This window comes from Achromobacter sp. 46006, assembly GCF_059761975.1.
In genome coordinates this window covers 20,067-45,709 of sequence record NZ_JCBANN010000006.1, presented here as the reverse complement: position 1 = coordinate 45,709, position 25,643 = coordinate 20,067, and the positions used below count along the sequence as shown (strand labels likewise).

Sequence of the window (25,643 nt, the reverse complement as noted above, 5' to 3'; positions counted from 1 at the left end):
TTTCTGTTAATCGGGCAATTGCGCGACTGTATCAAACCCGCCGCCGGCGGCCGCTTCAGCGGAACCGCAGGTGCCGGCGCTGCAGCTCCGCCACCGTCCGGCACCCCATCAGCTTCATCGCGCGCTCGATCTCCACGCGCATCTGCTCCAGCGCCCGTTCCACGCCGGGCCGCCCGGCGGCGGCCAGCGGGAACAGGTAGTAGCGGCCCAGTCCCACCGCCTTGGCGCCCAGCGCCAGCGCCTTGAGCACGTGCGTGCCGCGCTGCACGCCGCCGTCCATCATCACGTCGATGCGGTCGCCGACGGCGTCGACGATCTCGGCGAGCTGGTCGAAGGCGCTGCGCGAGCCGTCGAGCTGGCGGCCGCCGTGGTTGGACAGCACGATGCCGGTGCAGCCGATGTCGACGGCGCGTTGGGCGTCTTCGACCGACATGATGCCCTTCAGGCAGAACTGGCCGCCCCACTCGCGCACCATGGCGGCGACGTCGTCCCAGGTCATGGCGGGGTCGAGCATCTCGGTGAAATAACGGCTGATGGACATGGCGCCGCCGCCCATGTCGACGTGGCCGTCGAGCTGCGGCAGGCGGAAGCGCTCGTGGGTGGCGTAGTTGATGGCCCAGGCCGGCTTGATGGCGAACTGGGCGATGCCGGCCAGGTTCAGGCGGAACGGGATGGCAAAGCCCGTGCGCTTGTCGCGCTCGCGGTTGCCGCCGGTGATGCTGTCGACCGTCAGCATCATGACCTGCACGCCGGCGGCCTTGGCGCGCGCCATCATGTCGCGGTTCAGGCCGCGGTCCTTGTGGAAGTAGAACTGGTAGACCTGCGGGCCGCCGCTGATCTGGCGCGCCTCTTCCAGGCTGACGGTGCCCAGCGACGAAACCCCGAACATGGTGCCGAACTTGCCGGCGGCGGCGGCCACGGCGCGTTCGCCGTCGTGATGGAACAGGCGTTGCAGCGCGGTGGGCGAGCAATAGACCGGCATGGCCAGCTTCTGGCCCATGACGGTGACGGACATGTCCACATCCGCCACGCCGCGCAGCACGTCGGGCACCAGGTCGCAGGCCTCGAAGGCCTCGGTGTTGCGGCGGTAGGTGGTCTCATCGTCGGCGGCGCCGTCGATGTAGTTGAAGATCGGGCCGGGCAGCCGCTGGCGCGCCATGCGGCGAAAGTCGTGGAAATTCTGGCACTGGTTCAGGCGCATCGGGGGACCTTTGTCTACGCTGCACGGACTAGCGGAATGCCCCTTGCGACCCGGGCATGATGGGCCGAATTGTACCGGGGACGGCGGCGCGCCACGCATAACAGCTTTGCCATCCGGGTGGGGCCTGCCGCGGCGCGGAAATCCTAGACTGGCCGCACTACACAGCAGTCAAGGAGAAGGCGTTGCAGCCGCTGTTATCAAACCTGAAAGTACTCGACCTGAGCCGCGTGCTGGCCGGCCCCTGGGCCAGCCAGATCCTGGCCGACCTGGGCGCCGATGTCATCAAGGTCGAGCGGCCCGGCCAGGGCGATGACACCCGGTCCTGGGGACCGCCTTTCCTGAAGGACGAGCAGGGCCGCGACACGGCGGATGGCGCCTACTTCGTGGCCACCAACCGGGGCAAGCGCTCGATCACGCTCGACCTGCAGACGGCCGAGGGCCAGGCGCTGGTCAAGCAGCTGTGCCGCGACGCCGACGTGGTGCTGGAAAACTACAAGGTCGGCACGCTGGCGCGGCTGGGGCTGGACTATGCGTCGCTGTCGGCGATCAACCCGCGCCTGGTGTATTGCTCGGTGACGGGCTTCGGCCAGACCGGGCCGCGCGCGGCCGAGCCGGCCTACGACTTCCTGATCCAGGCCATGGGCGGACTGATGAGCGTGACCGGCGAGCGCGACGACCGCCCGGGCGGCGGGCCGCAGAAGGTGGGCGTGCCGATCGTCGACCTGACCACCGGCGTCTACGCGGCGCTGGGCATCGTGGCCGCCCTGCTGCGGCGCGCGCAGACCGGCCAGGGCGAGTACATCGACGTGGCCATGCTGGACGTGCAGGTGGGCCTCTTGGCCAACCAGGCCATGAACTTCCTGCTGGGCGGGCGGGTGCCGCGCCGCACCGGCACCGCGCACCCGAATATCCAGCCGCAGCGCACCTTTGCCTGCGCCGATGGCGACATCGTCATCGTGGTGGGCAACGACGCGCAGTTCGCCACCCTGTGCGAGGCGCTGGGCCAGCCCGGCCTGGCGCGCGATCCGCGCTATGTCAGCAACAGCCAGCGCGTGAAGAACCTGGACACGCTCGATCCGCTGCTGGACGCCATTTTCATCGGCGAGCCGCGCGCCCACTGGCTGGACCTGCTCAAGCGGGCCGGGGTGCCGGCCGGCTCGATCAACACGGTGCCCGAGGTGTTCGAGGACCCGCAGGTGCTGCACCGCGGCATGCTGCGGCGCCTGCCCCACCCTGCCGCCGGCGAGGTGCCGCAGGTGATGAACCCGCTGCGCTTCGGCCAATCGGCGCTGCGGGTGGACCGCGCGCCGGCGCTGCTGGGCCAGCACACCGACGAGGTGCTGGGCGAACTGGGACTGAGCGCGGCGCAGATCCAGGACTACCGCGACCGCAAGATCATCTGACCGGCCCCACAGACCGGACCACAAGGAGACACACCATGACCATGCCGGAAAACCTGGCCGGGCCCTACACCGCGCTGGACGTCAGCCTCGACGGCGGCGTCGCCTCCATCCTGCTGGCCAATCCCCCCGTCAACGCGCTCAGCACCGAGATGATGAACGAGCTGTCGTGGGTGCTGGACCGCATTTCCGAGACGCCCGAGGTGCGGGCGGTGGTGCTGTCGGGCCAGGGCAAGACCTTCTGCGCCGGCGCCGACCTGAAGAACCGCGCCGCCACCATCAAGGGGCCGGGCGACCTGCCGCAGCATTCGCGCCGCACGCGCGAGTGCTTCCATGCCATCCGCGAATGCGCCAAGCCGGTGGTGGGCGCCATCAACGGCGCGGCGCTGGGCGCGGGGCTGGCGATCGTGGCCTCGTGCGACATCCTGCTGGCGGCGTCCGACGCGGTGGTGGGCCTGCCGGAGATCAACGTCGGGCTGCTGGGCGGCGGCCGCCATGGCATGCGGCTGTTCGGCCATTCGCGGCTGCGGCGCATGATGCTGACCGGGCTGCGGGTGGACGGCAACGAGCTGTACCGGCTCGGCGTGGTCGAGGAAGCGCTGCCGGCGGACGCGCTGATGCCACGCGCGCTGGAACTGGCGCGCGAGCTGGCGTCCAAGAGCCCGCTGGCGACCATGCTGGCCAAGCAGACGCTCAACGCCATCGAGGACATGAGCCTGCGCGACGGCTATCGCTACGAGCAGGACATGACGGCGGCCATCGCCAAGACCGAGGACGCCATGGAGGCGCGCCGCGCCTTCCTGGAAAAGCGCGCGCCGGTGTTCCAGGGCCGTTAGCGGCACGGGCCCCGCGCATAACAGCTATTGCGGCGGCGCCGTAGGTGCAAGGCCCGGCGCTGCCTACACTTCGCAAAAAAGACAAGGAGACGACATGACGAGCGCGTTGGACGGCGTGAAGGTGCTGGACCTGAGCCGGGTGTTTTCGGGGCCGTGGGCGGCGCAGATGCTGGCCGACTTCGGCGCCGACGTGATCAAGGTCGAGCGCCCCGGGCGCGGCGACGACGTGCGCCACCAGGGCTATCCGCTGCCTGGCCGCGACGGCGCGCCGAGCCCGCAGACCTCGTCGTTCGTGGCCATGAACCGGGGCAAGAAGTCGCTGACCATCGACATCTCCCGGCCCGAGGGCCAGGCGCTGGTGCGGCGGCTGGCGCAGCAGGCCGACATCCTCATCGAGAACTTCAAGGCCGGCGACCTGCGCCGCTACGGGCTGGACTACGCCGCGCTGGCGGCGCTCAATCCGCGCCTGGTGTATTGCTCGATCACCGGCTTCGGCCAGAGCGGGCCCTACAGCCACCTGCCGGGCTATGACCCGATCTTCCAGTCCATGAGCGGACTGATGAGCGTGACCGGTGTGCCCGACGGCGAGCCGGGCGCGGGGCCGGTCAAGGCGGGCTACTCGGTGTCGGACCTGACGGCGGGCTTCTACGCGGTGTGCGCCATCCTGGCGGCGCTGCGGCACCGCGACCAGGTGTCGGGCGCGGGCCAGCACATCGATCTGGCGCTGCTGGACGCGCAGATCGCGGCGCTGTCGCACATCGGCATGAACTACCTGGCCAGCGGCCAGTTGCCGGCGCGCATGGGATCGGCCTCGCAGATCACCGCGCCGTTCCGCGCCTTCGAATGCCGGGACGGCCACCTGATGGTGGCGGTGGGCAATGACTCGCAGTTCCGCGCCTTCTGCGAGGTGATCGGGCTGCCCGAGCTGGGGCGCGATGCGCGCTTCGATACCAACCCGAAGCGCGCCGCCGCGCAGCCCGAACTGTCGCGGCTGATCGAGCCGGCGCTTCGCGCCCGCGGCGTGCAGGACTGGAACCAGGCGCTGGCGGCGGCCAACGTGCCTTGCGGACCGATCTACACCATGGACCAGGTGTTCGAGGACCCGCAGGTGCGCCACCGCGAGATGCTGGGCAGCGTCGAGCATCCACAATTGGGCGCGCTGCCAGTCATCCGCAACCCGATCCATTTTTCCAGCACGCCGATCACGGGCGGCCTGCCGCCGCCCCTGTTGGGCGAGCACACGGCCGAGATCCTGCGCGCCGAACTGGGGCTGTCCGACGACGAGATCGCCCGGCTGCAGGCGGAGGGCATCGTATGAACGGCGTCGACCATGACCTGATCGAAGAGATCCGCGACAGCGCGCGCGACTTCCTGCAACGGCGCGACCAGCGCCAGCGCAAGCGCGCCGAGGCGCCGCCGGACCGCGCCTATTGGCGCGAGATCGCCGAGGTCGGCTGGCTCGGCATGAGCGTGCCCGAGGCGCTGGGCGGCCTGGGCCTGGGCTGGCGGGCGATGGCGGCGGTGCTGGAGGAAGCCGGCCGCGCGCAGTTGCCGGAGCCGCTGGGCGCCGCCGGCGTGCTGCCGGCCGCGCTGCTGGCGCGGATCGCGCCGGTCGATGCGGCGCGGCGCGATGCGCTGCTGCAGGCTGTGTGCGGCGGCGAAACGCTGCTCGGGCTGGCCTGGCAGGAAACCGAGGGCCAACTGGAGGCCGGCGAGGCCGCCACGGCCTTCGGCGTCAGCGTGATCGAACGCGAGGGCGCGTATGTGCTCAATGGCGAGAAGCGCCACGTGGTGCCGGGGGCCGGTGTCGATGGCTGGCTGGTCACGGCCGATGGCGAGCGCGGCACCGCCCTGTTCTACGTCGCGGCCGGCACGCCGGGCGTGACCGCGCAGGTCCACGCGCGCGCCGACGGCGCCGCCGCCTGCCACCTGGCGATCGAATCGGCCGTGGTGCCGGCGCACGCGCTGCTGGCGCGCAACGGCGTGCTGGACGCGGTCGACGAGGCGCTGGACCTGGGCCGCCTGATGCAGTCGGCGGAACTGGTGGGCGTGGCGCGGCAGGTGTTGGCCGATTCGGTGGCCTACCTGAACACGCGCCAGCAGTTCGGCCGGCCGCTGGCGTCGTTCCAGGTCTTGCAGCACCGGCTGGTGGATGCCGCCATGCAGGTCGAGCTGGCATCCAACAGCCTGCTGGACGCGCTCGATACGCTGGCCGCGCAACCGGACGACGCCACCCTGCGCAAGACGCTGGCCAGCCGCGCCAAGGCCCGCGCCGCGCGCGCCGGTCTGGAGGCGGCACGGCTGGCGATCCAACTGCACGGCGCCATCGGCTACACCGAGGAATGCGACGTCAGCCTGTATTTCCGCAGCGCGCTGCACCTGGCCGCCTGGCTGGGCAATGCCGCCGCCCATCGCCAGCGCTACGGCGCGCTGGCCGCGCTGCCCGCGCCCGGCGCCGATGACGACGACGCCGCGCCCATCACGGATTTCCCGCGCGAGGCCGACTGGAATGGCATGCCGGAAGCCGACTTCCGCCGGCTGGTGCGCGGCTTCTTCCGCGCCCACTACCCCGAGCATCTGCGCCACGTGCCGTGGCGGCTGCATTGGGACGAGATCAAGGACTGGTATTTCACGCTGTCGCGCCAGGGCTGGATCGCGCCGTCGTGGCCGCGCGAGCACGGCGGCATGGCGCTGTCGCCGGCGCGCCAGATCGCCTTCATCGAGGAAGCCGAACGCCACGGCGTGGCGCGCGCGCCGGACCAGGGGCTGGTGATGCTGGGGCCGATCCTGATCCGCCACGGCACCGAGGAGCAGCGCGCGCGCTTCCTGCCGGGCATCCTGTCGGGCGAGGCGGTGTGGGCGCAGGGCTATTCGGAGCCGAACGCCGGCTCGGACCTGGCTTCACTGCGCTGCGAGGCGCTGGTGGACGGCGATGACCTGATCGTGAGCGGCCAGAAGACGTGGTCGACGCTGGCGCAGGACGCGACCCACATGTTCATGCTGGTGCGCACCGACAAGACCGTCAAGAAGCAGGCCGGCATCAGCTTCCTGCTGGTGGACCTGGACAGCCCGGGCGTGAGCCGCCGGCCCATCCGCACGCTGTCGGGGCACGAGGAATTCTGCGAGGTGTTCTTCGACCAGGTGCGCGTGCCACGCGCCAACCTGGTGGGCGAGCTGAACGCCGGCTGGGGCATCGCCAAGGCGCTGCTGGGCTTCGAGCGCCTGTTCAGCGGCAGCCCCAAGCACGCCAACCATGCCCTGCAGCAGATCTTCAGCATCGCGCGCCAGCGCGGCCTGCTGGCCGACCCGGCATTCGCCGACCGGCTGGCCGAACTGCGGCTGGACGCGGCCGACCTGACCGCCATGTACAGCGTTTTCGCCGAGCAGGCCAAGGCCGGCCGGCCGCTGCCGCCCGAGCTGTCGCTGCTGAAGGTGTGGGCCACCGAGACGCACGAGCGGCTGGGCGCCCTGCTGATCCAGATCGCCGAGGAATACGGCGGCGCGGCCATGCGGCTGGGCTATGGCAACGGTCAGGTGCACGCGCTGGCGCCGTACGTCAACGCGCTGGCGGCAACCATTTTCAGCGGCACCAACGAGATCCAGCGCAATATCTACGCCAAGCAACTGGGCCTGGAAGGCGCATGACAACAATGCGCCGGCCCGATGCCGGCGCCACAGGAGAGAGACAGATGAAGCAAGCAACCGCACTGACGGCGGCCGCCCTGCTGCTGGGCGCCGCCTTTACCGCCCCGGGCCACGCAGCCGCACCCTGGCCAAGCCAGCCGATCCGGCTGATCGTGCCCTACCCGCCCGGCGGCTCGGTCGACAACCTGGCGCGTCTGCTGGCGCCAGCGCTGGGCCAGCGGCTGGGCCAGACCATCGTGATCGAGAACAAGGCCGGCGCCAGCGGCACCATCGGCGTGGATGCCACGGTGCGCGCCACGCCCGACGGCAATACCTTCGGTTTCGGCGTCCCGGGCGCCATCACCGGCCTGCCGCACGTCATGAAGGTACCCTACGACGTGTCGAAGATCCAGTACGTGTCGCTGGTGGCACGCATCCCGCTGGTGATCGCGGTCAATCCGTCCCTGCCCGACACCACGCTGGGCGAGTTCGTCGCCAGTGCCAAGCGCCAGCCCGGCAAGTACAACTATGGTTCGGCCGGCAACGTCACGACCCCGCACCTGGGCGGCGAGCTGCTCAAGCAGCAGACCGGCATCGACATCATGCACGTGCCGTACAAGGGGGCATCGCCGGCCATCACGGCGCTGCTGTCCAACGAAGTGCAGATGTTTCCGGGCGATGCCTCGGCGGTGCTGGGCTTCATCAAGGCCGGCAAGCTGCGGCCGCTGGCGGTGGCCAGCCCGACGCGCTTCGAGGGCCTGCCGGACGTGCCGACCACCAAGGAGGCGGGTTTTCCCGGCGTGATCGTGGAATCGAACTACGGCATCATCGCTCCGACCGGCACGCCGCCGGAGATCGTGCGGAAGATGTCGCAGGCCATCGCCCAGACGCTGGCCGAACCGGCCCTGCGGCAAAAGCTGATCGACCAGGGGGCCATCCCCGCAGCCACCACGCCAGAGGCCTACCAGGCGCTGATGCAGGCCGAGTCGAAGAAATGGGGCGACGTGATCCAGCGCGGCAAGCTGGGGCTGCAATAAGCCCATGACGGGCCGCGTTTGCCGTACCCTTATGCCGTTTCCACCGTTGCCGCCCTATCGATCATGCCGCCTGCCAAAGCCACGGGCCTGAGCCTGGATGTCACCGCCGACCTGCACAAGTGGCGGGCCTTCCTGGCGATCGCGGAACTGGGCAGCATCTCGCGCGCCGCCCTTTACCTGGACCAGGACCAGTCGGTGCTGAGCCGCCGCATCAACGCGCTGGAGCGCGAGTGCAACGCGCGGCTGTTCAACCGCACGGGCCGCGGTGTGCACCTGTCGGAAGTGGGCGAGCGCCTGTTTCCGCTGGTGCGCACGCTGCTGGGCGACGCCGAGCGGTTGGAACTGGAGCTGAACGGCGAGGCGCGCGAGCCGGCCGGCGAGGTCACGCTGGGGCTGCTGCCGTCCACCGCGCATCCGCTGATCCGGCGGCTGTTCTCGCGGCTGCGCAAGCAGTTTCCCAAGGTGCACCTGAAAATCCTGGAAGGCTCCAGCGGCCAGATCGAGGAATGGCTGACCGACAGCCGCGTCGATATCGCCATCCTGTATCGCTATGGCGACAAATGCCCGCCGGGCGAACAGGCGCTGGCCTCGGTCGATTCGTACCTGGTGGGCGCGGCGGGCGACCCGCTGACGCGCGGCGGCGAGGTCGCCTTCGAACAGTTGGACGGCCTGCCCTTCATCCTGCCCGGCGCGCCCAACGGCCTGCGCAATGCGCTGGACGGGCTGGCGCGGGCGCGCAAGATCAGCATCGCGCCGCTGATCGAGGCCGATTCGCTGCCGCTGATGAAGTCCATCGTCGAGCACGAGCACATGTACACGGTGCTGCCGCTGCACGCGGTGTGGCAGGAAGTGCAAGAGGGCCGGCTCGGCATCGCGGCGCTGCGCGATCCCAGCATGGGCCGCATCATCTCGATGGCGTTCGCCCGCGCCAAGGGACCCGGCCGCACCGTCACCGAAGTGGCGGCGCAGATCCAGGCCCTGGTGCGCGAGATCGGTGGAGAAGGCGTGTGGCACGCCAGCCCCTGAGGGGGCCGGCGCTTCAGGCGAAGCCGTAGAGCCGCGCGGGATTGTCGACCCAGACCTTGCGGCGCAGGGCCTCATCGCCCAGCCAGCGCTGCGCCACGGCCACCAGGACGTCGGCCGACGGCGCCGACGCGCCCATGCGCACGAACGGCCAATCCGAGCCCCACAGCACCTGGTCGGGGTTGGCGGCGACGAAGGCGTCGTGGATGAAGCGCGCATTCTCGTAGTCCGGCGCGCTGCCGACGCGGCACAGCGTCAGCTTCATCCACAGACGGCCGTCGGCCAGCAGGCCGCGCAGCAACTGGAACGCCGGGTCCTGGTCGCCGCGCGCCGGGACCAGGCTGCCCAGGTGGTCGATCACCAGCGGCAGGTCCAGCTTCGCCAGCGCCGGCAGGTGGCGCAGATAGGTATCGCACGGCGCCCACAACTGCGCGTGCAGGCCATGGTGTTTCATGCGCGGGGCCAGCGCGGCGACCTGGTCGAACCCCACGCTGCCCGGAAACAGATTGCCGGCGGGATCGCGGGCCTCGACGAAACGCAGTCCGCGCACGCCGCCGTCATACAGGGCCCGCAGTTGCGCGTCGCTGACCGACGGATCGGCCACCGCGATGCCGCGCAGGCGGTCGCCGCCCTGCGCCAGCGCGTCCAGCAAGGCTTCGGGATGCGTGCCATAGGGTGCCGGCTGCACTAGCACGCCGCGCGCGGCGCCCAGGGCGTCCAGCATGCGCAGGTAGCGCTGCGCCGACGCGTCGGGCGCGGCGTAAGAGGACGGATGCCACAGCGGGAAGCGCTCGTAGGGGCCGAACACGTGGCAATGCGTGTCGCAGGCAAGAGGCGGCAACGGTTCGGTGGGCGCTTGTGGCATGCGCGGCGTCTCGACGCTGTCGGGCGCGTAGGGTTGCGTGGAGTCGGCGGACGCAGTCATGCCTTGCCCTCCCCGACCAGCGGCGCCAACCGGCTCAGCGCCGGCCAGCCGTCCTGTTGCGGCACGTCCAGCGGCGCGGGCGCGTCGTCCGGCATCGGAATCTCGTGCGCGTTCAGCGTCATCGACACCATGGTGTAGTAGCCGATGACGGCGGTCAGTTCGACCACGCCGACGGCGGCCCAGCGCTGCACCGCCTCGGCGTACAAGGCGGGCTCGACCTGGCCGGTCTCCTGCAGTTGGCGGGCGTAGGCGTAGACGATCTCGTCGTCGCGGTTGTCGAATACGGGTTCGCGCCGGGCCTGGATGGCGTCCAGCACCGCGTCGGCAATGCCGGCGGCGCGGGCGGCCTGGGCGTGGATGTGCCATTCGATCTGGCTGTTCCAGCGGCGCGCGGTGACCACGATGGCCAGTTCGCTGACGCGCGGCGGCAGGCTGGTGCCAAAGCGCAGCAAGGCGCCCAGCGCCTGCCAGCGCTCGGCCAGTTCGGGGTTGTGCAGCGCGGCGCGCAAGGGGCCGACCAGCCGGCCGCGCGGGCCGGAGACGATGCGTTCGTAGACGCGCCTCTGGTCGTCGCTCATGCTGTCGGGCGTGGGCAGGGGAATGCGGCTCATCATCGTCCTTCGCTCAAGGCGTTTCGTCGGGTTGGCTGCGCGCAACCGAGGGCCGCGCGCTGAAGTCCTGGTGCCAGGCGGCCAGCGCCGGATGGCCGTCGCGCCAGGCCAGGTCCGGGAAACGATAGTCCAGATAGGACAGCGCGCAACCGATGGCGATCAGGCCCAGGTCGAAGCGGCTGGCGCGCAGGGCCGGCGCATCGGCTTCCAGCACGGCCAGCACGGCGCGGGTCTTCAGCGCGAAGGCGTCGAGCCAGGCCTGGGTCTGCTTCTCGACCGGCTTGTTGCGCTCCTGCCGGTACAACAGCAGCGCGTCCAGGAAACCGTCGCCCAGCGCCTGGCGGCGCTCGGCCAGCAGGCGCGCGGCCGGGTCCGCCGGCAGCAGGCCGGCGCCGGCCAGGCCGTCCAGATAGGCGCAGATGACGCGCGAGTCGTAGACCGGCGTGCCGTCGTCCAGCACCAGCGTCGGCAGCTTGATCAGCGGGTTGTCGGCCACCAGGTCGAGGTTGGGCTTGTCCATGGCGACCGGCGTGCGCACCAGCGTCACGCGGTCGGCGATGCCGGCTTCGTACAGGACGATCATCACCTTGCGCACGAAGGGCGAGCGCGGCGACCAATGCAGTTTCATCAAGAGGCTCCCAGGAAATTTGAAATCGTGACGCGGTTCAATGGCCCTGCGCGGGCCGCACCGCCGGATCGTTGGCGGCGTCCGGCGCGCGCATCTGGAACAGGTCGCTGGTGTGCGCGTACCAGCCGGCGCCGTGCATGCGGCCCAGCAGGCGCAGCGCGGGGGTGTCCACATGGAAGCGCTGCGCGTCCAGCAGCGCGTCGTCGCGCAGGTACAGCGCCACCACCCGCGCCAGCACGATGACGCGCTGTGGCGCCGCATCCAGCACCTGCCACACGCGGCATTCCAGCGCCGCCGGGCTGAGCGCGATGCGCGGCGGCGCGACCACCCGCGAGGGTTCGGCCGCCAGCCCGGCGCGGGTCAGTTCATCGACGTCGGCCACGTAGTCCAGGCTGGTGTGGTTCATCTGCGCGGCCAGTTCGGCCGACACCAGGTTGATGACGAACTCGCCGGTCTCCAGGATGTTGCGCGAGGTGTCCTTCAACTGCCCGCCGCGCGGGCCGATGCCCAGCGCCACGATCGGCGGATCGCTGCTGACCACGTTGAAGAACGAGAACGGCGCGGCGTTGCGCTGCCCCTGCGCCGACTGGCTCACCACCCAGGCGATGGGGCGCGGCACCACCACGCTGGAGAGCAGCTTGAAGGCGTTGGTGGCGCTGAGTTCGCTGAAATCGAAGTTCATGGATGCGTTCCTGGTGGCCGGCGCCGCGTCCGCGCCTGGCCGGCGGCCGTGGGCATGCGTGGTCGTGTGTCCGGTGACCCTGTGTTCATTTGGCCAGCAAGCCCAGCGTGCCCAGCAGCCTGCGCATGTCGGCCTGGTCCTTGGCGACGTAGGCGTCCGCTTCCCGCGGCGACAGCGCCATCAACGCTATCGCCTGCTCCTGCATGACGCGGCGGTAGTCGGGATCGTCGTTCACGGCCCGGACGGCGTCGCTCAGGGTGCGCACGATGTCGGCGGGCGTGCCGGCCGGCGCGGCCAGGCTGTACCAGGTGGCCGCGTCCGCGCCCGCCACGCCGGCCTCGGCCAGCGTCGGCACGTCCGGCAGCAAGGGCGAGCGCTTGTCCGACGCATAGGCCAGCGCCAGCAGGCGCCCCTGGCGGATGAACGGCAGGCTGGCCGACAGATTCAGCATGGCCAGGTCGGTCTGGCCGCCCACCACGTCGTTGATGGCGGGCGAGGCGCCGGCATAGGGAATGTGGTTCAACTGCACGCCGGCGACCTGCTGGAACAGTTCGGCGCCCAGGTGCGTGGCGCCCCCCACCCCGGCCGAGCCGTAGCTCCACTTGCCGGGTTCGGCCTTGGCGCGGGCGATCAGCTCGGACACCGAGCGGATGCCGCGCGACGGATTGACCACCAGCATGATGGGCTGCACCGCCACCACCGAACAGAAGGCGAAACCCTTGACCCCGTCGTACACGGTCTTTTGCATCAGCGGCGTGACCACGTGGCCGGCCGAGGTGCCCAGCAGCAGCGTGTAGCCGTCCGGCTTGGCGCGCGCCACGAAGCCGGTGCCGATGGAGGCGCCGCCGCCGGGCTTGTTCTCCACCACCACCGGCTGGCCCAGGCGCTTTTCCAGCGCCCGCGCCAGGCTGCGCGCCACCACGTCGGCGGGGCCGCCGGCGGCGTAGGGATTCACCAGGATGACGGGCCGGTCGGGATAGGCCGCCGCCGCGGACGCGGCGCCGATGGACAGGGCCACCGCCGCCAGCAGGGATCGAAGCATCAATCGCATGGGATTTCCTTCCAGGGGCCCGGCCGCCGGGCGGGCCGGGCGCCGGGGCCTCAGTCGGCGCGCGCGCCGGATTGTTCGATGATGCGCGCCCATTTCGCCGTATCGACGCGGATGCGTTCGGCGAAGGCTTCGGGCGTGCTGTGGGTGGTCTGGATGCCGTAGCCGGCCATGCGCTCGATCATCCGCGGCGACGTCATCACCGCCTTGATGTCGGCGTTCAGGCGGTCGATGACGGGACGTGGCGTGCCCGCCGGCGCCAGCACGCCGGACCACAGGCTGACCTCGTAGTCCTCGAAGCCCGGCGTCTCCGACATCGACGGCACTTCGGGCAGCGCCGCCAGCCGCTGGCGGCTGGTCACGGCCAGCGCCCGCACCTTACCCAGCCTGACCTGCTCGATGAAGTTGGACGAGGTGTCGATCATCATCGAGATGCGACCGGCCAGGAAGTCGTTGATGGCGCCCGAGGTGCCCTTGTAAGGAATATGGCGGATGTCGGCATGCGCCGCCGTCTTGAACATCTCGCCGGCCAGATGGCTGGTGGTGCCGTTGCCCGAAGAGCTGAAGGTCAGCTCGCCCGGCCGCTGCCGCGCCAGTTCGGCCAGTTCGGCGACCGAGTTGACCTTCAGGTCGGGGTTGACCACCAGCAGGTTCGAGGTGAGGTTGGTCAGCGATACCGGCGCGAAGCTGCGCTGCGGGTCGTAGCGCAGCTTGGGGTACAGCGACGGGTTGATGGTCAGCACGCCCATGGTCGAGTACAGCAGTGTGTAACCGTCGGGCGCGGCGCTGGCCACGGCCTCGGCGCCGATGGTGCCGCCCGCCCCGCCGCGGTTCTCCACCACCACGGTCTGGCCCAGCTTTTCGCCCAGGCCCTGCGCCAGCGAGCGCGCCATCAGGTCGGTGGCCCCGCCGGCCGGAAACGGCACGATCAGCTTCACCGGACGCTCCGGGTAATTTCCCGCCGCTGCCGCCACGGATATCAGGCCCGCACCGAGCCACAGGCTGACCGCGGTCAGCGTACTTGCCATTCTCATGCTGTCTCCACCCTGGGGGTTTTGTGTTTGCAGCATGGTAGGCGCGGGGCGCCAGCGGCGCTATGCGCCGAATCGCATATCTGCTTTGTGCGGACGCATAGCGGCCGGAAGGCGAAGATGACACTGGAAAAAGGCTCGCATCAATGGCGCGCCTGCTTGCGGCGCAAAGTCCGACCGCCACACCCGGCGACGGCCGCCGTGATCGGCTATCGTCTGACACTTCCCGATTGTTCACGCGTCCCGCCTGCCCCATGTCCCGCCGCGCCGATCCGTTTTCGCCCCCCGCCCGGCAACGCGCCGCCCGCGTCAATTCGTTGCTGTGGATCCTGGACCCCATCGAACGCGATCCCGGTTATCTGCATCGCAAGATGTTCGGCTGCGATGCCGCCTACCTGGACGGGGCGCTGTACCTGGTGGTGGCCGACCGCGGGGAGCCCTTCAGCGGCGTGCTGGCGTGCTCGTCGCAGGACCGCCATGCGGCGCTGCTGGCCGAGCTGCCAAGCCTGCACCCCCATCCGGTGCTGGGCAAGTGGCTGTACCTGCCGCAGACCGACGAAGCCTTCGAGACGCTCGCAGGCCGGCTGGTGGAACTGGCATTGGCGCGCGATCCGCGCATCGGCGTAGCGCCCAAGCCGCGGACACGGCGGCGCAAGCCGTGGCGCGACGCGGACTGAGCCCAGCGGGACGCTCCGAGCGGGCACCGACCGCGCCTATCTCCTATAGATCAGGCAAGACCTTGGCGTCGAATGCCCAGACATGGCTCGGGTCGCGGCTGCATTGCCAGACTGTCATCTTGCCCCTCCCGCCCGGCCGCCGGACCTCCCCGACCGCCAATTCGCCGTCGCAGACCGGGCACTCGCCGCCGATACGCGTATAGAAGACGTGGCCGTCGGCGTTGGCCTCCAGGTTACAGAGTCCCTGGACGCGCACATAGCGCTTGCGCCACAGCGCCACGCCTGCGATCAGGGCCAGCAGGCCAGGCGCCAGCAAAAAGAACCCCCATACCGAGTGCGGCGGCGTCGCCAGGCCCCAGAAGCCCAACGCGCCCGCGAAGACGCCCCCCTGCAGGAACCAGGCGGTCCTGACTGGCGCGCCGCGCACACTGAGGGGCACGACCTCCAGCCGGCGGATATAGTGGTAGGGCTGTGATTGCATGGATTCAGTCCGCGGCGGCGCGCTCGGGCGCCAGGGCCGCTTCCAGCCGGTTGCCGCCCAGCGACTTGGCGCGATACAGCGCCAGGTCGGCGCGCGCCAGCGCATCGGCCAGCGGCGGCACGTCTTCGTCGAAATAGGCCAGGCCGATGCTGACCGTGGCGGCGATGCCCAGGCCGTCGGCCGGGTTGGCGATGGTGGTGGCAAAGCCGCGGGCCGCCGCCGCCCCCAATTGATGGGCGCGGCGCGCGTCGTCGCCCGCCAGCAGCGCGGCGAATTCCTCGCCGCCCAGGCGCGCCAGGATGACCTGCGGCCCGAGCGCGTCGCGGGCCACGGTGGCGAACGCCGCCAGCACCAGGTCGCCGGTGTGGTGGCCGTAGCGGTCGTTGATGGCCTTGAACTGGTCCAGGTCGAACGCCAGCACGGCGATCGGCTCGCGCCCCGCGCTGGCCGCGATGAGGCGCGCGCCCTGCTCGAAGAACCAGCGGCGGTTGCCCAGCCGCGTCAGGTAGTCGGTCTGCGACTCGAGCACCAACTGTATGTGGGTTTCCTCGCGAATCAGCTTGATGAGGGTCATCGGCAGCAGCACCGAATACAGCACCCCTTCGTACATGGTGATGTTGCTGGCCAGCAGTTGCACGGAGGGGCCCTCGACGGCCACCCACCACGGCAGCAGGAAGGCGCGGCCGAAATAGATCAGCGCGTGCGCCGCCGCCACCGCCACGGCAAAGTTGCGGGTCTTGAGCATCCGCATCGAATCGCAGCGCAGCAATTCCCATGCGGTCAATGCGCTGACGACGGCGATGGGCAAGGCGCTGACGTATTTCCACACCACGTCCTGCCCCGGCACGCCGGCCGCGAGCCAGGTCAGCGCCATGACCGCCAGCAAGCCCATCGAACGCTTGCGGTAATGGCGCCCACTGAGCGAGGCGACGCTGTCCAGCACCAGCAGGTAACCGCCGAGGATGATCAGGTTGCTCAGCGGCGCGCCGATCGCGGCCGGCAGGTCGGCGCGGAACAAGGCGCAGATACAACCCACCGCCAGGGTGCCGAAGCCGGCCGCCAGGATGCCCAGCGAGCGGCCGCGGTTGGGGTGGGACCGGTGCTCCCAGAACGTCAGGCCGGCACTGGCCAGCAGCGTTCCGATGGTGATGAAGTACAGGGTGAGGAGATCGACGTGCATCTCGGCCGGAAAGGAGTGGCACGCCAGGAGGAAATTGCGGCGGCGTTCGCAATTTTAGGGGGAAATCCGCCGCGGATAGGTGACGGGAAAGCGGTCGCCCGGGGCAATAAGTCCCCAATTTGACCGCGATCCCGGCGGGACGTCAGAACCGGTAGGTCACGCTCCCGATCACGGTGCGGCGGGTGCCGAAGAAGCAGTCGCCACGGGCAAGGCAGGTGCCGACGTATTGCTTGTCGAACAGGTTGGTGACGTTCAGCGCCAGGCGCACGGGACCCGCGTCGTAGGCCAGCACGGCGTCATACAGGGTGACGGCGGGCACGCCGTTGTTGCCGGTGCCGTCGTCGCTGCTGCCGTTGTAGCGCACGCCCGCTCCCGCCAGGAAACCGGGGGTACCCAGCACGCTGAAGCGATAGTTGGCCCAGAACGACGCCATGTGCCGGGGAATGCTGGCCAGTTGGCGCCCCTGTTCGGCCGGCGTGCCCTTGGCCACCTTGGCGTCCAGGAAAGTGTAGGTGGCCACCAGATCGACGTTGCCCACCGAGGCCAGGGCTTCCAGTTCGGCGCCCTTGGTGCGGGCCTCGCCCACTTGCACCGTGTCGGCAATGCCGTTGACCACGCCGGCGACCTTGCGGTTTTTCTCGGTCATGTCGAACACGCTGGCGGTGACCGTCAGGTTTTCGCCCGGCGGCTGGTATTTCAGGCCGGCCTCCCATTGCTTGCCGCGCAACGGCTTGAACGCCTGGTTGGCACGGTTGAAACCCGCCAGGCCCTGGAACGATTCCGAGTAACTCAGATACGGATTGAGGCCGGCCTCGGAGCGGTACATCAGGCCAAAACGCTTGCTCATCTCGCTGTCATCGCGCGATCCGGACGGCGTATCGTCCACCGACGCGCGCGAGCGATCATGGCGCAGCCCCAGCATCAACAGCCAACGCTCCCATTCGAGCTGGTCCTGCATGTAGAAGCCCAACTGGTTGCCGCGCGAGGTCGGCGCATTGACCGTCGAGGTGGGCGGCGTGAAGTTGCCGTACACGGGGTTATGCACGTCAATGGGCGCGACCGTGCCGCCCACCCCCTGGCGCGCATCCAGCACGGAGCGCTGGTAATCGACGCCGGTCAGCAGGGTGTGGCGGATCGGGCCGGTCTGGAACTTGAACTGGCCCTGGGTGTCGACCACGAACTGCTTGAGGGTCGGCTGGTTCTGGTACATCACGCGGCGCAGCAGCGTGTCGCTGCCCGGCACCCAACCGTGCCCGGCGCCGTTGAAGCCGGCGGTGTAGATGCTGCGATAGTCGACCTCGCTGTGCGTGTAGCGCAGGTTCTGCCGCACCGTGACGTTGTCGTTGAAGGCGTGCTCGAACTGGTAGCCCACCGCGCTCTGCCTGGCGGTGTACTTGTCGAAGTCGGGTTCGCTGACGAAGAAGTCCTGCGGGATGCGGCCGGCCGGCGTGCTGGTGAGCGTGCCGCGCCAGGGGAAGAAGCCGACCATCGATCCGCTATTGTCTTTCTGGAAATTGGCCAGCAGCGTCAACGAGGTGGCGGCGCTGGGCCGCCAGGTCAACGATGGCGCGATGAAATAGCGATCGTCGTCGACGTATTTGACCGAGCTGTCGCTGTCGCGCCCCAGCGCGACCACGCGATACAGCCACTTGCCGTCTTCGTCGATCGGGCCGGTGAGGTCGGCCTGGATCTGCTTGCGGTTGTGGTTGCCGTAGCTGACGCCGATCTCGCGCATCGCTTCGGGCTGCGGCCGCTTGCTGATCTGGTTGACGATGCCGCCGATGGCGCCCTGCCCGTACAGCATGCCAGACGGCCCGCGCAGGATCTCGATGCGCTCCAGCGCGTAGGGATCGGGCCGGGTGTTGTTGTAGGACCCCACGGCGTTGAGCAGGCCGTCGAGGTATTGGGTGGAATCGGTGCCGCGGATCTTGATGGAGTCGCCGCGATTGTCCGGCCCGAACGCGCCGGCCGTGACGCCGGCGGTATAGCCCGCCGCCTGCTGCACCGACTGGGCGCCCTGCAGCGTCATGCGATCCTGGGTGATGACGCTGATCGACTGCGGCGTTTCCACCACCGGCGTGTCGGTCTTGGTGGCGGTGGCGGCGCGCTTGGCGACAAAGCCCTGCACCGGCCCCGTCGCGGTCTGCTCGACATCCGCGCCGGTGACGGTCACCGCGGGCAACTGGATCTCGGCGGCGGACTGGGCGGCGGCGTTGGTGGCGACGCCCAATCCGAAGACGATAAGGGGAACGTACTGGGCGCGGGGAAACGCCAGACGCAGGCGGGATAACGGGCGGGCAACCATTGACACTCCATTCCAACAAGACTGGAAATAAGAACCAGTCTTATTCCAAAGAAGAGCGGAATTATAGCCACGCTTTTTCAGGAAGTTGCCAGGAATGGCCCTGCGCCGTCCCGTTCAGCCACCCGCCGCCGAGGTCGGGTAACCCGCAACGGCGCGCTTCCCTGATTGCCGACGGCCAGGAAGGCGACGAGCCCGGACAGCCCACCGGTGACGGCTTCGATGGCGGCGGCGCCCAACGGATGCGACATGGCGCCCGGCCGCCGGCACGCGTGACGCGGCGTGACAAATCCGTCACTCATCTACAATCCGGGGTCATATTGGCCGCCCGCGATGGCGGCCGGTCCGTAGCCCCCAGGTAGCATGACCCGCGCGAAGAAACCCGCTCCCAGAAAGAGAAGCTCCCCCTCCCGATCCCAAAGCCGCGCCGCCGGCCGCGTGCCGCGCTTCCTGCGCGCGTTGGTCATCACCTCGCTGGCCAGTTTCGGCGCCGCCACCTACGTGCTGCATCCGCAATGGCAGATGCCGGCGGCGGTTGGCGACATGCTGTCGCGCCTGCAATGGCCGTCGCTGCAGCGCAGCGCGCCGGTGGCGCTGCCCGCGCCCAATGCGGCGTTGGTGCAGACCGCCTTCAGCGACTGTCCGCAGTTCTTCCCGAATGCCCAGCCGCCCGCGGTGCCCGCCGCGCAACGCTTGCGCGAAGTCTGTTTTTCGTCGTTCGCCATCCTGCACAACGGCTCGACCAGGACGCCGGTGTTCGTGGCCGAACGCCTGAACCGCCAGAACCTGGTCCAGGCCAAGGGCCTGCACCGCACCGACAGGTTCTACGCCGAGGCTCGGGTGCCGCGCGCCGAGCGCGCGGAGCTCGATGACTACCGGGGTTCCGGCTACTCGCGCGGCCACATGGCGCCGGCCGGCGACATGGCCACGCCCGAGGCCATGGCGCAGAGCTTTTCGCTGGCCAACATGGTGCCGCAGGACCAGCGCCACAATGCCGGCCCCTGGAGCCGCATCGAGCAGGACACGCGCCAGTACGTGATGCGGGCGGCCGGCGATGTGTATGTCTTCACCGGCCCGGTGTATGGCGACCGCCCCAAGACCATCGGCGCCGGCGTGGCCGTGCCCACCTATCTGTACAAGGTCGTGTACGACGCCACCACGCACCGCTCGTGGGTGCATTGGCAGGCCAACAGCGCCGGCACCAAGGCCGGCCCGCCGATCGGCTACGACGAGTTCGTGAAACGGACAGGCTTGCGGCTGCTGCCGCAATAGAACCGCGGGCAAGGACCGCGCCCCGGCCTTGCTGTGGCGCCCGGCGCGCGATACATCGTGACATGCGCGCCCGACGGACACGGCGGTATGATGCGCGCCGCGTCCATGCATACAGGGAGAACCATGAAGCACGCCATCCGGATGGGCCGCCTGAGCGCGGTGCTACTGCTTGCCGGCTTGGCCGGCAGCGCCACGGCGGCATCCTCGCCCGCCCCCACGGAAACCGCTGCCCCCAGGTCCGAGCCTATCCCGTCCGATTCCGCCGACGCCGGCAGCCCCGGCCCCATGCGCGAGCCGGAATACATGGCCCGCATGGAAGCCGCCTTCGACAAGCAGGACATCAACGCCGATGGCTATCTCACCCGCGGGCCGCTGTTGCAGGAAGCCACGGCCGAGCAGATCGCCGCGATGGACGCCAATGGCGACGGCCGCATCGGCAAGGCCGAATTCCTGGCTTATGCGCTGCAGAATTTCAGGGACCGGCCGAAGTTCGAACAGAGCCACCAGCTCAAGCGCTAGTTCGTCCGCCGTGGCGCCGGCGCCCGGATGGCGCGACCTGTTAACTATTGATACACAAGACGGAATCGGCAATCAAGCAGCCGCGCGCGCGTGCTAAGTTACGTCCCCGTCAGCTTACGTCCCCCGTTAGTTGCGTCGCTGTCGGCGTCCGCGCCCCGCGGGCATCGGCGCCCCTGCGCTTCCCCTTCCTTTTCTTCACGACAATCATGCACAAGAACCAAGATCGCGCTCCGGCCCAGGCTGGAAAGAAACGGATAGCCGGCCTGCTGGCGGTGGCCCTGGCTTTGGCCGCCGGCACGGCGCTGGCGGGCGACCTGCCGCCGCGCGGCGGCGCCGCAGCGCCAACGCAAGCGCAACCACAGGACGAAGGCCGCCTGCCGCCGCGCGGCGCGCCGGCCCAACAGACGCCGGCCCCCGCCGCCGGCGCGGAACAGAAAACCGAGATCAAGAGCCAGGCCGCCTACGAACGCCTGCTGCACAACAGCGGCATCAGCGTGCAATGGCTGTGGACCGACGCGCGCGGCAAGCTGAACGCGGTCGACGACAACGACGTGGTGCGCCTGGAAGGCGGCCACGCCAACGAAAACGGCTCGGTGACGATCAAGGGCCGGGTGCTGTCGATCTCGGCCGACCGCTTCACTTTCCGCGGCACCATCCTGATCGTGGACGCGCCGGACAAGGGCCGCCGCTGCGAACGCACCGGCGACTACGAGTTCCGCGCCACCGGCAAGCGCAAGTACTGGCGCCTGCAGCAGATGGAAGCGTGCGGCGGCCTGACCGACTACGTCGACATCTACTATTGATCGACACGGCGACCCCGATGCGGCGCGCCCGCGGGCGCCACATCGGGCTCAACGTCCACGTTTCACAGATGCCGGTGGCTGCACGCCATCGGCTGGTCGACCATCTGCCCGATCGCCCGCGCCAGCGCCTCGGCGCTGCCCTCTTCGAGGCAGTTGGCGCGGATCATGCGGAACCCCAACGCCAGGCTGTAATGCCAGTCCAGGTCGAACAGGTGGTATTCGCGCCCGTCCGCCGGGTTGCGCCAACGCGCCGCCGGATCCTCGTACGCCACGCCGATGAAATCGACGTGCGAGCCGAACGGCGGCAGTTCCTCCAGCCGCTCGTCCGAGCCCGGCAGGCTCGGCACCTCCAGATTCTCGCCCACGCCGACATACGGCTCGGGTCCGTCGTAGGCCAGCATGATCACACTGAACCCGGCCGGATCGGCGTCGTAGTACGCGCGCTGGCCGGGGTTCAGCAATGCGCGGGCCGCGGGACCGAGACAGTAATACGGGCTGCGCCAACTGCTCTGCTCGTCATCGAGCGCAGCGTCGAGCTCGATGCCGTGCGCCGCCAGCAAGGCCAGGGTCTCCTGCATGGTGTCGTGATGGCGCACCGGCACGCCAGCCGGCAAATGGCCGGCAGCCTGGTACAGCGCGATCACGTCGCCCGTCGTGCGCAGGCCGTCGCGGTACTGGAACGATCCCTCGCGCAGCCGGGCCAGGCCGTGGCTCAGCGTAGCCAGTGCCTCGCGCGGCACACGGTCGCCGCGCGGCTCCAGCAGGTAGCCCTCGGCCAGCAGGCGCGCCTGCAGCGCCGGCCAGTCGGGCGGCGGCAGATGGGGGTAACGGGGGAAGATGAACTGATGGTGTTCGGACATCCGGGGCGAACCTTGTAATAGCGTATTCTCTGACGTTCAGGCAACAGCAAGGATATCTTGAATGAACCCGACCGCAATCAAGTGGCTGTCCAGCGTCGGCTTCGGCCTGGTCATTGGCCGCGCCGCCTACGGCATCATCAACTCACTCCTGCAGATGGCATTCGGGCTGGACCAGCCCGGCGCGCCGCTCGACCCGGTGGCGCTGGACCGCATGCTGATCACGGGCAGTGTGCTCTGCCTCGTGGTGGCAGTGGTGGTGGCGGCGGCCCTGTTGCGCGTGGCCGACAACCGGCGCCGCATTGCGTGGGGCTGCCTGGTGCTGGGCGTGACGCTGATGCTGACCCTGCTGGCCGCCCTGCCGGGAATGGACCTGGGCGGGCACGCCGCCGGCTCGGCCGAGGCGCGCGATGCCAAGACGGCGTTCTTCTTCTGGCTGTTGATCTTCGGCCTGCCCTATCTGGGCGGCGGTCTGGCGCTGACGATAGGCGGCGCGGTCATGCTGCGCAGGTTCCGCGCCCCGGCGGACCGCGGCCCCTCGGCCTGAAGGCGGGAGGCGCCGCTCAGGCCGGCTTGCCTTGTTTGCGGGCGGCGGAGGGCGCCTTGCCGCCAGCGGCATTGAGCGCCGCGGCGGCGCGAATCAACGCCGTCAGCGCCTGCGGGTCGATGGCCTCGCCCTCGCGGATGTCGATGGCGCGGCGGGCGTTGCCCTGCAGGCTGGCGTTGAACAGGCCGGCGGGGTCGGGCAGCGCCGCGCCCTTGGGAAAAGTCAGCTTGACCGCGCGCTGGTAGGTTTCGCCGGTGCACAGGATGCCGCCCAGCGACCACACCGGCACCTGCCACTTCCATTCCTCGACCACGCCGGGATCGGCCGCCAGGATCACCTCGCGCACCCGCGCCAGCAACGGGCCGCGCCAATCGCGCAGCTCGCGGATGCGGGCATCGATCAACTGCGACGGGGCTTGCGCGTTCGTGGCGGACTTGGCGCTGGGCATGGCGATTCCCTGTGGGCGGCGCCGGACGCGGCGCCTGGCGGTCTTTATACCGAAGCCGCCGGCATGCGTCCATGCGGCGGCGCGCCACTCCCTCCCCCGCGGCCGCGGCGTCCGGACACCGGGTTTGCAGTCTGACACCATTTCCACTGGGCGCGCGGCCAACGCCGACCGGGTCATGCCGGTACAATTTCCCCGCGTTTCCCCTTGCCGTTCCACCTGTCGTCCAAGCTTCCCGCCCATGTCCAATCTCATCGTCCACGGCGGCACGCCGCTACGCGGCCGCGTCACTCCGTCGGCCAACAAGAACGCGGTGCTGCCCATCCTCTGCGCCACGCTGCTGACCGACCAGCCGCTGCGGCTGCACGGCGTGCCCGACATCACCGACGTGCGCAAGATCCTCGACATCTTCCGCACCCTGGGCAGCGAGGTGCGGCTGGACGAAACCACCCGCACGCTCGACCTGCACCACCGCGACACCACCTTCGACGCCACCCGCCACCGCCTGCCGGAAGAGATGCGCTCGTCCATCATGCTGGTGTCGCCGCTGCTGGCGCGCTTTGGCGTGGCGCGGCTGGAAGACAACGTCAAAGGCTGCACGCTGGGCGTGCGCGAGATCGATCCGCACGTCGACATCTTCCGCTCGTTCGGCGGCGAGGTCGAACGCGCCAGCGGCTCGCTGCTGGTGCGCAGCGCCGGCCCGCTCAAGCCGACCCATCACTGGCTCGACTACGCCTCGGTCACCACCACCGAGAACTTCGTGCTGTGCGCGGCCGCCGCGGCCGGCGAATCGACGCTGACCAACGCCGCGTCGGAACCGCACGTGCAGGAGTTCTGCCGCTTCATGACGATGATGGGCGCCGACATCGACGGCATCGGCACCTCGCGCCTGGCGGTGCGCGGCGGCGCCACGCTGCGCGGCGGCGAATTCACCTTCGAGGAAGACTTCCACGAGATCACCACCTTCCTGGCGCTGGGCGCGATCACCGGCGGCGACGTGGTGGTGCGCAACAGCACGCCGGCCAATTTCCCGCTGATCGACCGCACCTTCGCCAAGTTCGGCGTCCGGATCGTGCACGAGAACGGCTGGTCGCGCGCGCTGCGCGACGGCCCGCTGAAGGTGCAGACGCCCTTCACCAGCAACGTGCTGACCAAGGTCGAGGCCGCGCCCTGGCCGTATTTCCCGGTGGACCTGCTGCCCATCTTCATCGCGCTGGGCGTATGCGCCGAGGGCAACGCGATGTTCTGGAACAAGGTCTACGATGGCGCGCTGGGCTGGACCGGCGAGCTGTCCAAGTTCGGCGCGCACGTGTTCTCGTCGGACCCGCACCGCGTCATCACCTTCGGCGGCAATCCGCTGACGCCGGCGGTGGTCGAAAGCCCCTACATCATCCGCGTGGCGATCGCGCTGTTCATGATCGCCAGCAGCATCAAGGGGCGTTCCGAGATCCGCAACGCCACCCCGATCCGCCGCGCCCATCCGCGCTTCGTCGAGAACCTGCGCAGCCTGGGCGTGCAGGTCGAATGGGCGGCCGAGGAATAGCGCGGACGGTTTCCTATAATCCCGCGATTCCTTCAAACGGCGCCACGGCGCCTTTTTGCTTCCCAGGATCCCTCCATGCCGTCGATTGCCAGCCAGGATGTCCATGTGCCCACCCCGCAGGGCCGCCTGTTCGCGCGGCGCTGGGACCCCGCCGGGCGCGATGCGGACGCGGCGCCGATCGTGCTGCTGCATGATTCGCTGGGCTGCGTCGAACTGTGGCGCGACTTTCCCGAGCGCCTGGCCATGGCCACCGGCCGCGCCGTCATCGCCTATGACCGGTTGGGCTTCGGCCGCTCCGATCCGAACCCCGCCACGCTGGCCACGGGGTTCGTCGAGGCCGAGGCCGACAACGGCTTCCAGGCCCTGCGGCGCGCGCTCGGCATCGGCCCCTTCATCGCCTTCGGCCACAGCGTCGGCGGCGGCATGGGTATCTGCTGCGCGGCGGCCCATCCGGCGGATTGCCGGGCGCTGATCACCGAGTCCGCCCAGACCTTCGCCGAGGACCGCACGCTCGACGGCATCCGCGCGGCGCAACGCAACTTCGCCGAACCGGCCCAGCTCGACCGCCTGAAGAAGTATCACGGCGACAAAGCCGCCTGGGTGCTGAGCGCCTGGGTCGACACCTGGCTGTCGCCGGCCTTCGCGCACTGGAACCTCGATGACACGCTGCGCCGGGTGCAATGCCCGGTGCTGGCCTTGCACGGCGAAGAGGACGAGTACGGCTCGACCGCGCATCCCGCGATCATCGCGCGCCTGGCCGGCGGCCGGCAGGCGCTGCTGGAAAACTGCGGCCATGTGCCACACCGCGAACAGCCGCACATCGTGCTGGACCTGACCAGCCAGTGGCTGCGGGGCGCGCTGCCCGGCTGACCGCTCCGGCCCTCGCCGCTCCCGACTCCCCGCCCTGGCGCCGCCCCGGCCGGCGTCCGCGCCTCGCGCCCGCTTACCGCGCGCCGCGCCCCACCGGAAGG

25 protein-coding genes are annotated in these 25,643 nt (G+C 69.7%); 13 read left to right on the top strand and 12 right to left on the bottom strand.

Annotated elements, in window-relative coordinates:
• Positions 1-55: 55 nt before the first annotated feature.
• Positions 56-1,201 (bottom strand): alpha-hydroxy acid oxidase, encoded by a 1,146-nt coding sequence (locus tag AC6LKG_RS05195; protein ID WP_421428929.1) that lies wholly within the window; start codon positions 1,199-1,201, stop codon positions 56-58.
• Between the two features lie 182 nt (positions 1,202-1,383).
• On the opposite strand from AC6LKG_RS05195, the gene AC6LKG_RS05190 reads away from it, so the two are divergent.
• The 6 genes from AC6LKG_RS05190 to AC6LKG_RS05165 all read left to right on the top strand — a co-directional run bounded on the left by AC6LKG_RS05190 (position 1,384) and on the right by AC6LKG_RS05165 (position 9,124).
• Complete coding sequence (locus tag AC6LKG_RS05190; RefSeq protein ID WP_498163247.1) at positions 1,384-2,604, top strand: CaiB/BaiF CoA transferase family protein; 1,221 nt, start codon at positions 1,384-1,386, stop codon at positions 2,602-2,604.
• Between the two features lie 35 nt (positions 2,605-2,639).
• Entirely contained in the window at positions 2,640-3,437 is a 798-nt protein-coding gene (locus tag AC6LKG_RS05185; protein ID WP_498163245.1) for an enoyl-CoA hydratase/isomerase family protein, read from the top strand.
• A gap of 94 nt (positions 3,438-3,531) precedes the next feature.
• Entirely contained in the window at positions 3,532-4,755 is a 1,224-nt protein-coding gene (locus tag AC6LKG_RS05180; protein WP_498163244.1) for a CaiB/BaiF CoA transferase family protein, read from the top strand.
• On the top strand, positions 4,752-7,082 hold the full coding sequence (locus tag AC6LKG_RS05175; protein ID WP_498163242.1) for an acyl-CoA dehydrogenase family protein: 2,331 nt from the start codon (positions 4,752-4,754) through the stop codon (positions 7,080-7,082). The genes AC6LKG_RS05180 and AC6LKG_RS05175 overlap by 4 nt, the downstream gene beginning before the upstream one ends.
• A 44-nt stretch (positions 7,083-7,126) precedes the next feature.
• Positions 7,127-8,098, top strand: a complete 972-nt coding sequence (locus AC6LKG_RS05170; RefSeq protein ID WP_498163240.1) for a Bug family tripartite tricarboxylate transporter substrate binding protein — start codon at positions 7,127-7,129, stop codon at positions 8,096-8,098.
• 63 nt (positions 8,099-8,161) lie between these two features.
• Positions 8,162-9,124, top strand: coding sequence for a LysR family transcriptional regulator (locus AC6LKG_RS05165; protein ID WP_498163238.1), 963 nt, complete (start codon positions 8,162-8,164; stop codon positions 9,122-9,124).
• 13 nt (positions 9,125-9,137) lie between these two features.
• Here the strand turns inward: AC6LKG_RS05165 and AC6LKG_RS05160 are convergent, their stop codons facing one another.
• The 6 genes from AC6LKG_RS05160 to AC6LKG_RS05135 form a co-directional block, all read right to left on the bottom strand.
• Positions 9,138-10,046 carry an amidohydrolase family protein gene (locus tag AC6LKG_RS05160; protein ID WP_498163236.1) on the bottom strand — a complete coding sequence of 303 codons (909 nt, stop codon included), beginning with the start codon at positions 10,044-10,046 and terminating at the stop codon, positions 9,138-9,140.
• The gene (locus AC6LKG_RS05155; RefSeq protein ID WP_063583702.1) at positions 10,043-10,657 is read right to left on the bottom strand and encodes a carboxymuconolactone decarboxylase family protein; all 615 of its coding nucleotides are present in this window, start codon (positions 10,655-10,657) and stop codon (positions 10,043-10,045) included. Before AC6LKG_RS05155 ends, AC6LKG_RS05160 begins: the two co-directional genes overlap by 4 nt.
• 13 nt (positions 10,658-10,670) lie before the next feature.
• The gene (locus AC6LKG_RS05150) at positions 10,671-11,285 is read right to left on the bottom strand and encodes a glutathione S-transferase family protein (RefSeq protein ID WP_498163234.1); all 615 of its coding nucleotides are present in this window, start codon (positions 11,283-11,285) and stop codon (positions 10,671-10,673) included.
• A gap of 37 nt (positions 11,286-11,322) precedes the next feature.
• A complete protein-coding gene (locus tag AC6LKG_RS05145) occupies positions 11,323-11,967 on the bottom strand; it encodes a flavin reductase family protein (RefSeq protein ID WP_498163233.1) in 645 nt (214 codons plus the stop codon).
• A gap of 85 nt (positions 11,968-12,052) precedes the next feature.
• The gene (locus AC6LKG_RS05140; RefSeq protein ID WP_254607581.1) at positions 12,053-13,009 is read right to left on the bottom strand and encodes a tripartite tricarboxylate transporter substrate binding protein; all 957 of its coding nucleotides are present in this window, start codon (positions 13,007-13,009) and stop codon (positions 12,053-12,055) included.
• Positions 13,010-13,068: 59 nt separating this feature from the next.
• Positions 13,069-14,049, bottom strand: a complete 981-nt coding sequence (locus AC6LKG_RS05135; RefSeq protein ID WP_498163231.1) for a Bug family tripartite tricarboxylate transporter substrate binding protein — start codon at positions 14,047-14,049, stop codon at positions 13,069-13,071.
• A gap of 251 nt (positions 14,050-14,300) precedes the next feature.
• Between AC6LKG_RS05135 and AC6LKG_RS05130 the strand changes: the two genes are divergently transcribed.
• Positions 14,301-14,723, top strand: coding sequence for a hypothetical protein (locus AC6LKG_RS05130; protein WP_498163230.1), 423 nt, complete (start codon positions 14,301-14,303; stop codon positions 14,721-14,723).
• Between the two features lie 43 nt (positions 14,724-14,766).
• Here AC6LKG_RS05130 and AC6LKG_RS05125 read toward each other — a convergent pair whose 3' ends face one another.
• The 3 genes from AC6LKG_RS05125 to AC6LKG_RS05115 form a co-directional block, all read right to left on the bottom strand.
• Positions 14,767-15,204: a hypothetical protein gene (locus AC6LKG_RS05125; RefSeq protein WP_498163229.1), complete on the bottom strand. Its 438-nt coding sequence runs from the start codon at positions 15,202-15,204 to the stop codon at positions 14,767-14,769.
• Between the two features lie 4 nt (positions 15,205-15,208).
• Entirely contained in the window at positions 15,209-16,384 is a 1,176-nt protein-coding gene (locus AC6LKG_RS05120; RefSeq protein WP_498163227.1) for a GGDEF domain-containing protein, read from the bottom strand.
• A gap of 142 nt (positions 16,385-16,526) precedes the next feature.
• Positions 16,527-18,689 (bottom strand): TonB-dependent siderophore receptor, encoded by a 2,163-nt coding sequence (locus AC6LKG_RS05115; protein WP_498163226.1) that lies wholly within the window; start codon positions 18,687-18,689, stop codon positions 16,527-16,529.
• Positions 18,690-19,049: 360 nt separating this feature from the next.
• Here AC6LKG_RS05115 and AC6LKG_RS05110 point away from each other — a divergent pair, with 360 nt between their 5' ends.
• The 3 genes from AC6LKG_RS05110 to AC6LKG_RS05100 all read left to right on the top strand — a co-directional run bounded on the left by AC6LKG_RS05110 (position 19,050) and on the right by AC6LKG_RS05100 (position 21,280).
• On the top strand, positions 19,050-19,958 hold the full coding sequence (locus tag AC6LKG_RS05110) for a DNA/RNA non-specific endonuclease (protein WP_498163224.1): 909 nt from the start codon (positions 19,050-19,052) through the stop codon (positions 19,956-19,958).
• A 123-nt stretch (positions 19,959-20,081) separates the two neighbouring features.
• Positions 20,082-20,477, top strand: a complete 396-nt coding sequence (locus AC6LKG_RS05105) for an EF-hand domain-containing protein (protein WP_498163222.1) — start codon at positions 20,082-20,084, stop codon at positions 20,475-20,477.
• Positions 20,478-20,683: 206 nt separating this feature from the next.
• Positions 20,684-21,280: a hypothetical protein gene (locus AC6LKG_RS05100; RefSeq protein WP_498163220.1), complete on the top strand. Its 597-nt coding sequence runs from the start codon at positions 20,684-20,686 to the stop codon at positions 21,278-21,280.
• A 62-nt stretch (positions 21,281-21,342) separates the two neighbouring features.
• Here the strand turns inward: AC6LKG_RS05100 and AC6LKG_RS05095 are convergent, their stop codons facing one another.
• Complete coding sequence (locus tag AC6LKG_RS05095; protein WP_498163218.1) at positions 21,343-22,140, bottom strand: hypothetical protein; 798 nt, start codon at positions 22,138-22,140, stop codon at positions 21,343-21,345.
• A gap of 61 nt (positions 22,141-22,201) precedes the next feature.
• On the opposite strand from AC6LKG_RS05095, the gene AC6LKG_RS05090 reads away from it, so the two are divergent.
• The gene (locus AC6LKG_RS05090) at positions 22,202-22,684 is read left to right on the top strand and encodes a hypothetical protein (protein ID WP_498163216.1); all 483 of its coding nucleotides are present in this window, start codon (positions 22,202-22,204) and stop codon (positions 22,682-22,684) included.
• Between the two features lie 16 nt (positions 22,685-22,700).
• On the opposite strand, the gene AC6LKG_RS05085 is transcribed toward AC6LKG_RS05090, so the two are convergent.
• The gene (locus tag AC6LKG_RS05085; protein ID WP_498163214.1) at positions 22,701-23,132 is read right to left on the bottom strand and encodes a DUF1801 domain-containing protein; all 432 of its coding nucleotides are present in this window, start codon (positions 23,130-23,132) and stop codon (positions 22,701-22,703) included.
• Positions 23,133-23,370: 238 nt separating this feature from the next.
• Here AC6LKG_RS05085 and AC6LKG_RS05080 point away from each other — a divergent pair, with 238 nt between their 5' ends.
• Both AC6LKG_RS05080 and AC6LKG_RS05075 read left to right on the top strand, forming a co-directional pair.
• Entirely contained in the window at positions 23,371-24,672 is a 1,302-nt protein-coding gene (locus AC6LKG_RS05080) for a UDP-N-acetylglucosamine 1-carboxyvinyltransferase (protein ID WP_498163212.1), read from the top strand.
• Positions 24,673-24,747: 75 nt separating this feature from the next.
• On the top strand, positions 24,748-25,542 hold the full coding sequence (locus tag AC6LKG_RS05075) for an alpha/beta fold hydrolase (RefSeq protein WP_498163210.1): 795 nt from the start codon (positions 24,748-24,750) through the stop codon (positions 25,540-25,542).
• Positions 25,543-25,643 lie beyond the last annotated feature (101 nt).

What these genes read in the sequence shown, in the direction of transcription:
- AC6LKG_RS05145 (WP_498163233.1), bottom strand. Translation starts at nt 11,967, where the DNA reads ATGAACTTCGATTTCAGCGAACTCAGCGCCACCAACGCCTTCAAGCTG.
- AC6LKG_RS05110 (WP_498163224.1), top strand. Translation starts at nt 19,050, where the DNA reads ATGACCCGCGCGAAGAAACCCGCTCCCAGAAAGAGAAGCTCCCCCTCC.
- AC6LKG_RS05165 (WP_498163238.1), top strand. Translation starts at nt 8,162, where the DNA reads ATGCCGCCTGCCAAAGCCACGGGCCTGAGCCTGGATGTCACCGCCGAC.
- AC6LKG_RS05195 (WP_421428929.1), bottom strand. Translation starts at nt 1,201, where the DNA reads ATGCGCCTGAACCAGTGCCAGAATTTCCACGACTTTCGCCGCATGGCG.
- AC6LKG_RS05175 (WP_498163242.1), top strand. Translation starts at nt 4,752, where the DNA reads ATGAACGGCGTCGACCATGACCTGATCGAAGAGATCCGCGACAGCGCG.
- AC6LKG_RS05160 (WP_498163236.1), bottom strand. Translation starts at nt 10,046, where the DNA reads ATGACTGCGTCCGCCGACTCCACGCAACCCTACGCGCCCGACAGCGTC.
- AC6LKG_RS05100 (WP_498163220.1), top strand. Translation starts at nt 20,684, where the DNA reads ATGCACAAGAACCAAGATCGCGCTCCGGCCCAGGCTGGAAAGAAACGG.
- AC6LKG_RS05085 (WP_498163214.1), bottom strand. Translation starts at nt 23,132, where the DNA reads ATGCCCAGCGCCAAGTCCGCCACGAACGCGCAAGCCCCGTCGCAGTTG.
- AC6LKG_RS05095 (WP_498163218.1), bottom strand. Translation starts at nt 22,140, where the DNA reads ATGTCCGAACACCATCAGTTCATCTTCCCCCGTTACCCCCATCTGCCG.
- AC6LKG_RS05090 (WP_498163216.1), top strand. Translation starts at nt 22,202, where the DNA reads ATGAACCCGACCGCAATCAAGTGGCTGTCCAGCGTCGGCTTCGGCCTG.
- AC6LKG_RS05075 (WP_498163210.1), top strand. Translation starts at nt 24,748, where the DNA reads ATGCCGTCGATTGCCAGCCAGGATGTCCATGTGCCCACCCCGCAGGGC.
- AC6LKG_RS05125 (WP_498163229.1), bottom strand. Translation starts at nt 15,204, where the DNA reads ATGCAATCACAGCCCTACCACTATATCCGCCGGCTGGAGGTCGTGCCC.
- AC6LKG_RS05185 (WP_498163245.1), top strand. Translation starts at nt 2,640, where the DNA reads ATGACCATGCCGGAAAACCTGGCCGGGCCCTACACCGCGCTGGACGTC.
- AC6LKG_RS05120 (WP_498163227.1), bottom strand. Translation starts at nt 16,384, where the DNA reads ATGCACGTCGATCTCCTCACCCTGTACTTCATCACCATCGGAACGCTG.
- AC6LKG_RS05105 (WP_498163222.1), top strand. Translation starts at nt 20,082, where the DNA reads ATGAAGCACGCCATCCGGATGGGCCGCCTGAGCGCGGTGCTACTGCTT.
- AC6LKG_RS05135 (WP_498163231.1), bottom strand. Translation starts at nt 14,049, where the DNA reads ATGAGAATGGCAAGTACGCTGACCGCGGTCAGCCTGTGGCTCGGTGCG.
- AC6LKG_RS05080 (WP_498163212.1), top strand. Translation starts at nt 23,371, where the DNA reads ATGTCCAATCTCATCGTCCACGGCGGCACGCCGCTACGCGGCCGCGTC.
- AC6LKG_RS05155 (WP_063583702.1), bottom strand. Translation starts at nt 10,657, where the DNA reads ATGAGCCGCATTCCCCTGCCCACGCCCGACAGCATGAGCGACGACCAG.
- AC6LKG_RS05140 (WP_254607581.1), bottom strand. Translation starts at nt 13,009, where the DNA reads ATGCTTCGATCCCTGCTGGCGGCGGTGGCCCTGTCCATCGGCGCCGCG.
- AC6LKG_RS05150 (WP_498163234.1), bottom strand. Translation starts at nt 11,285, where the DNA reads ATGAAACTGCATTGGTCGCCGCGCTCGCCCTTCGTGCGCAAGGTGATG.
- AC6LKG_RS05130 (WP_498163230.1), top strand. Translation starts at nt 14,301, where the DNA reads ATGTCCCGCCGCGCCGATCCGTTTTCGCCCCCCGCCCGGCAACGCGCC.
- AC6LKG_RS05180 (WP_498163244.1), top strand. Translation starts at nt 3,532, where the DNA reads ATGACGAGCGCGTTGGACGGCGTGAAGGTGCTGGACCTGAGCCGGGTG.
- AC6LKG_RS05170 (WP_498163240.1), top strand. Translation starts at nt 7,127, where the DNA reads ATGAAGCAAGCAACCGCACTGACGGCGGCCGCCCTGCTGCTGGGCGCC.
- AC6LKG_RS05115 (WP_498163226.1), bottom strand. Translation starts at nt 18,689, where the DNA reads ATGGTTGCCCGCCCGTTATCCCGCCTGCGTCTGGCGTTTCCCCGCGCC.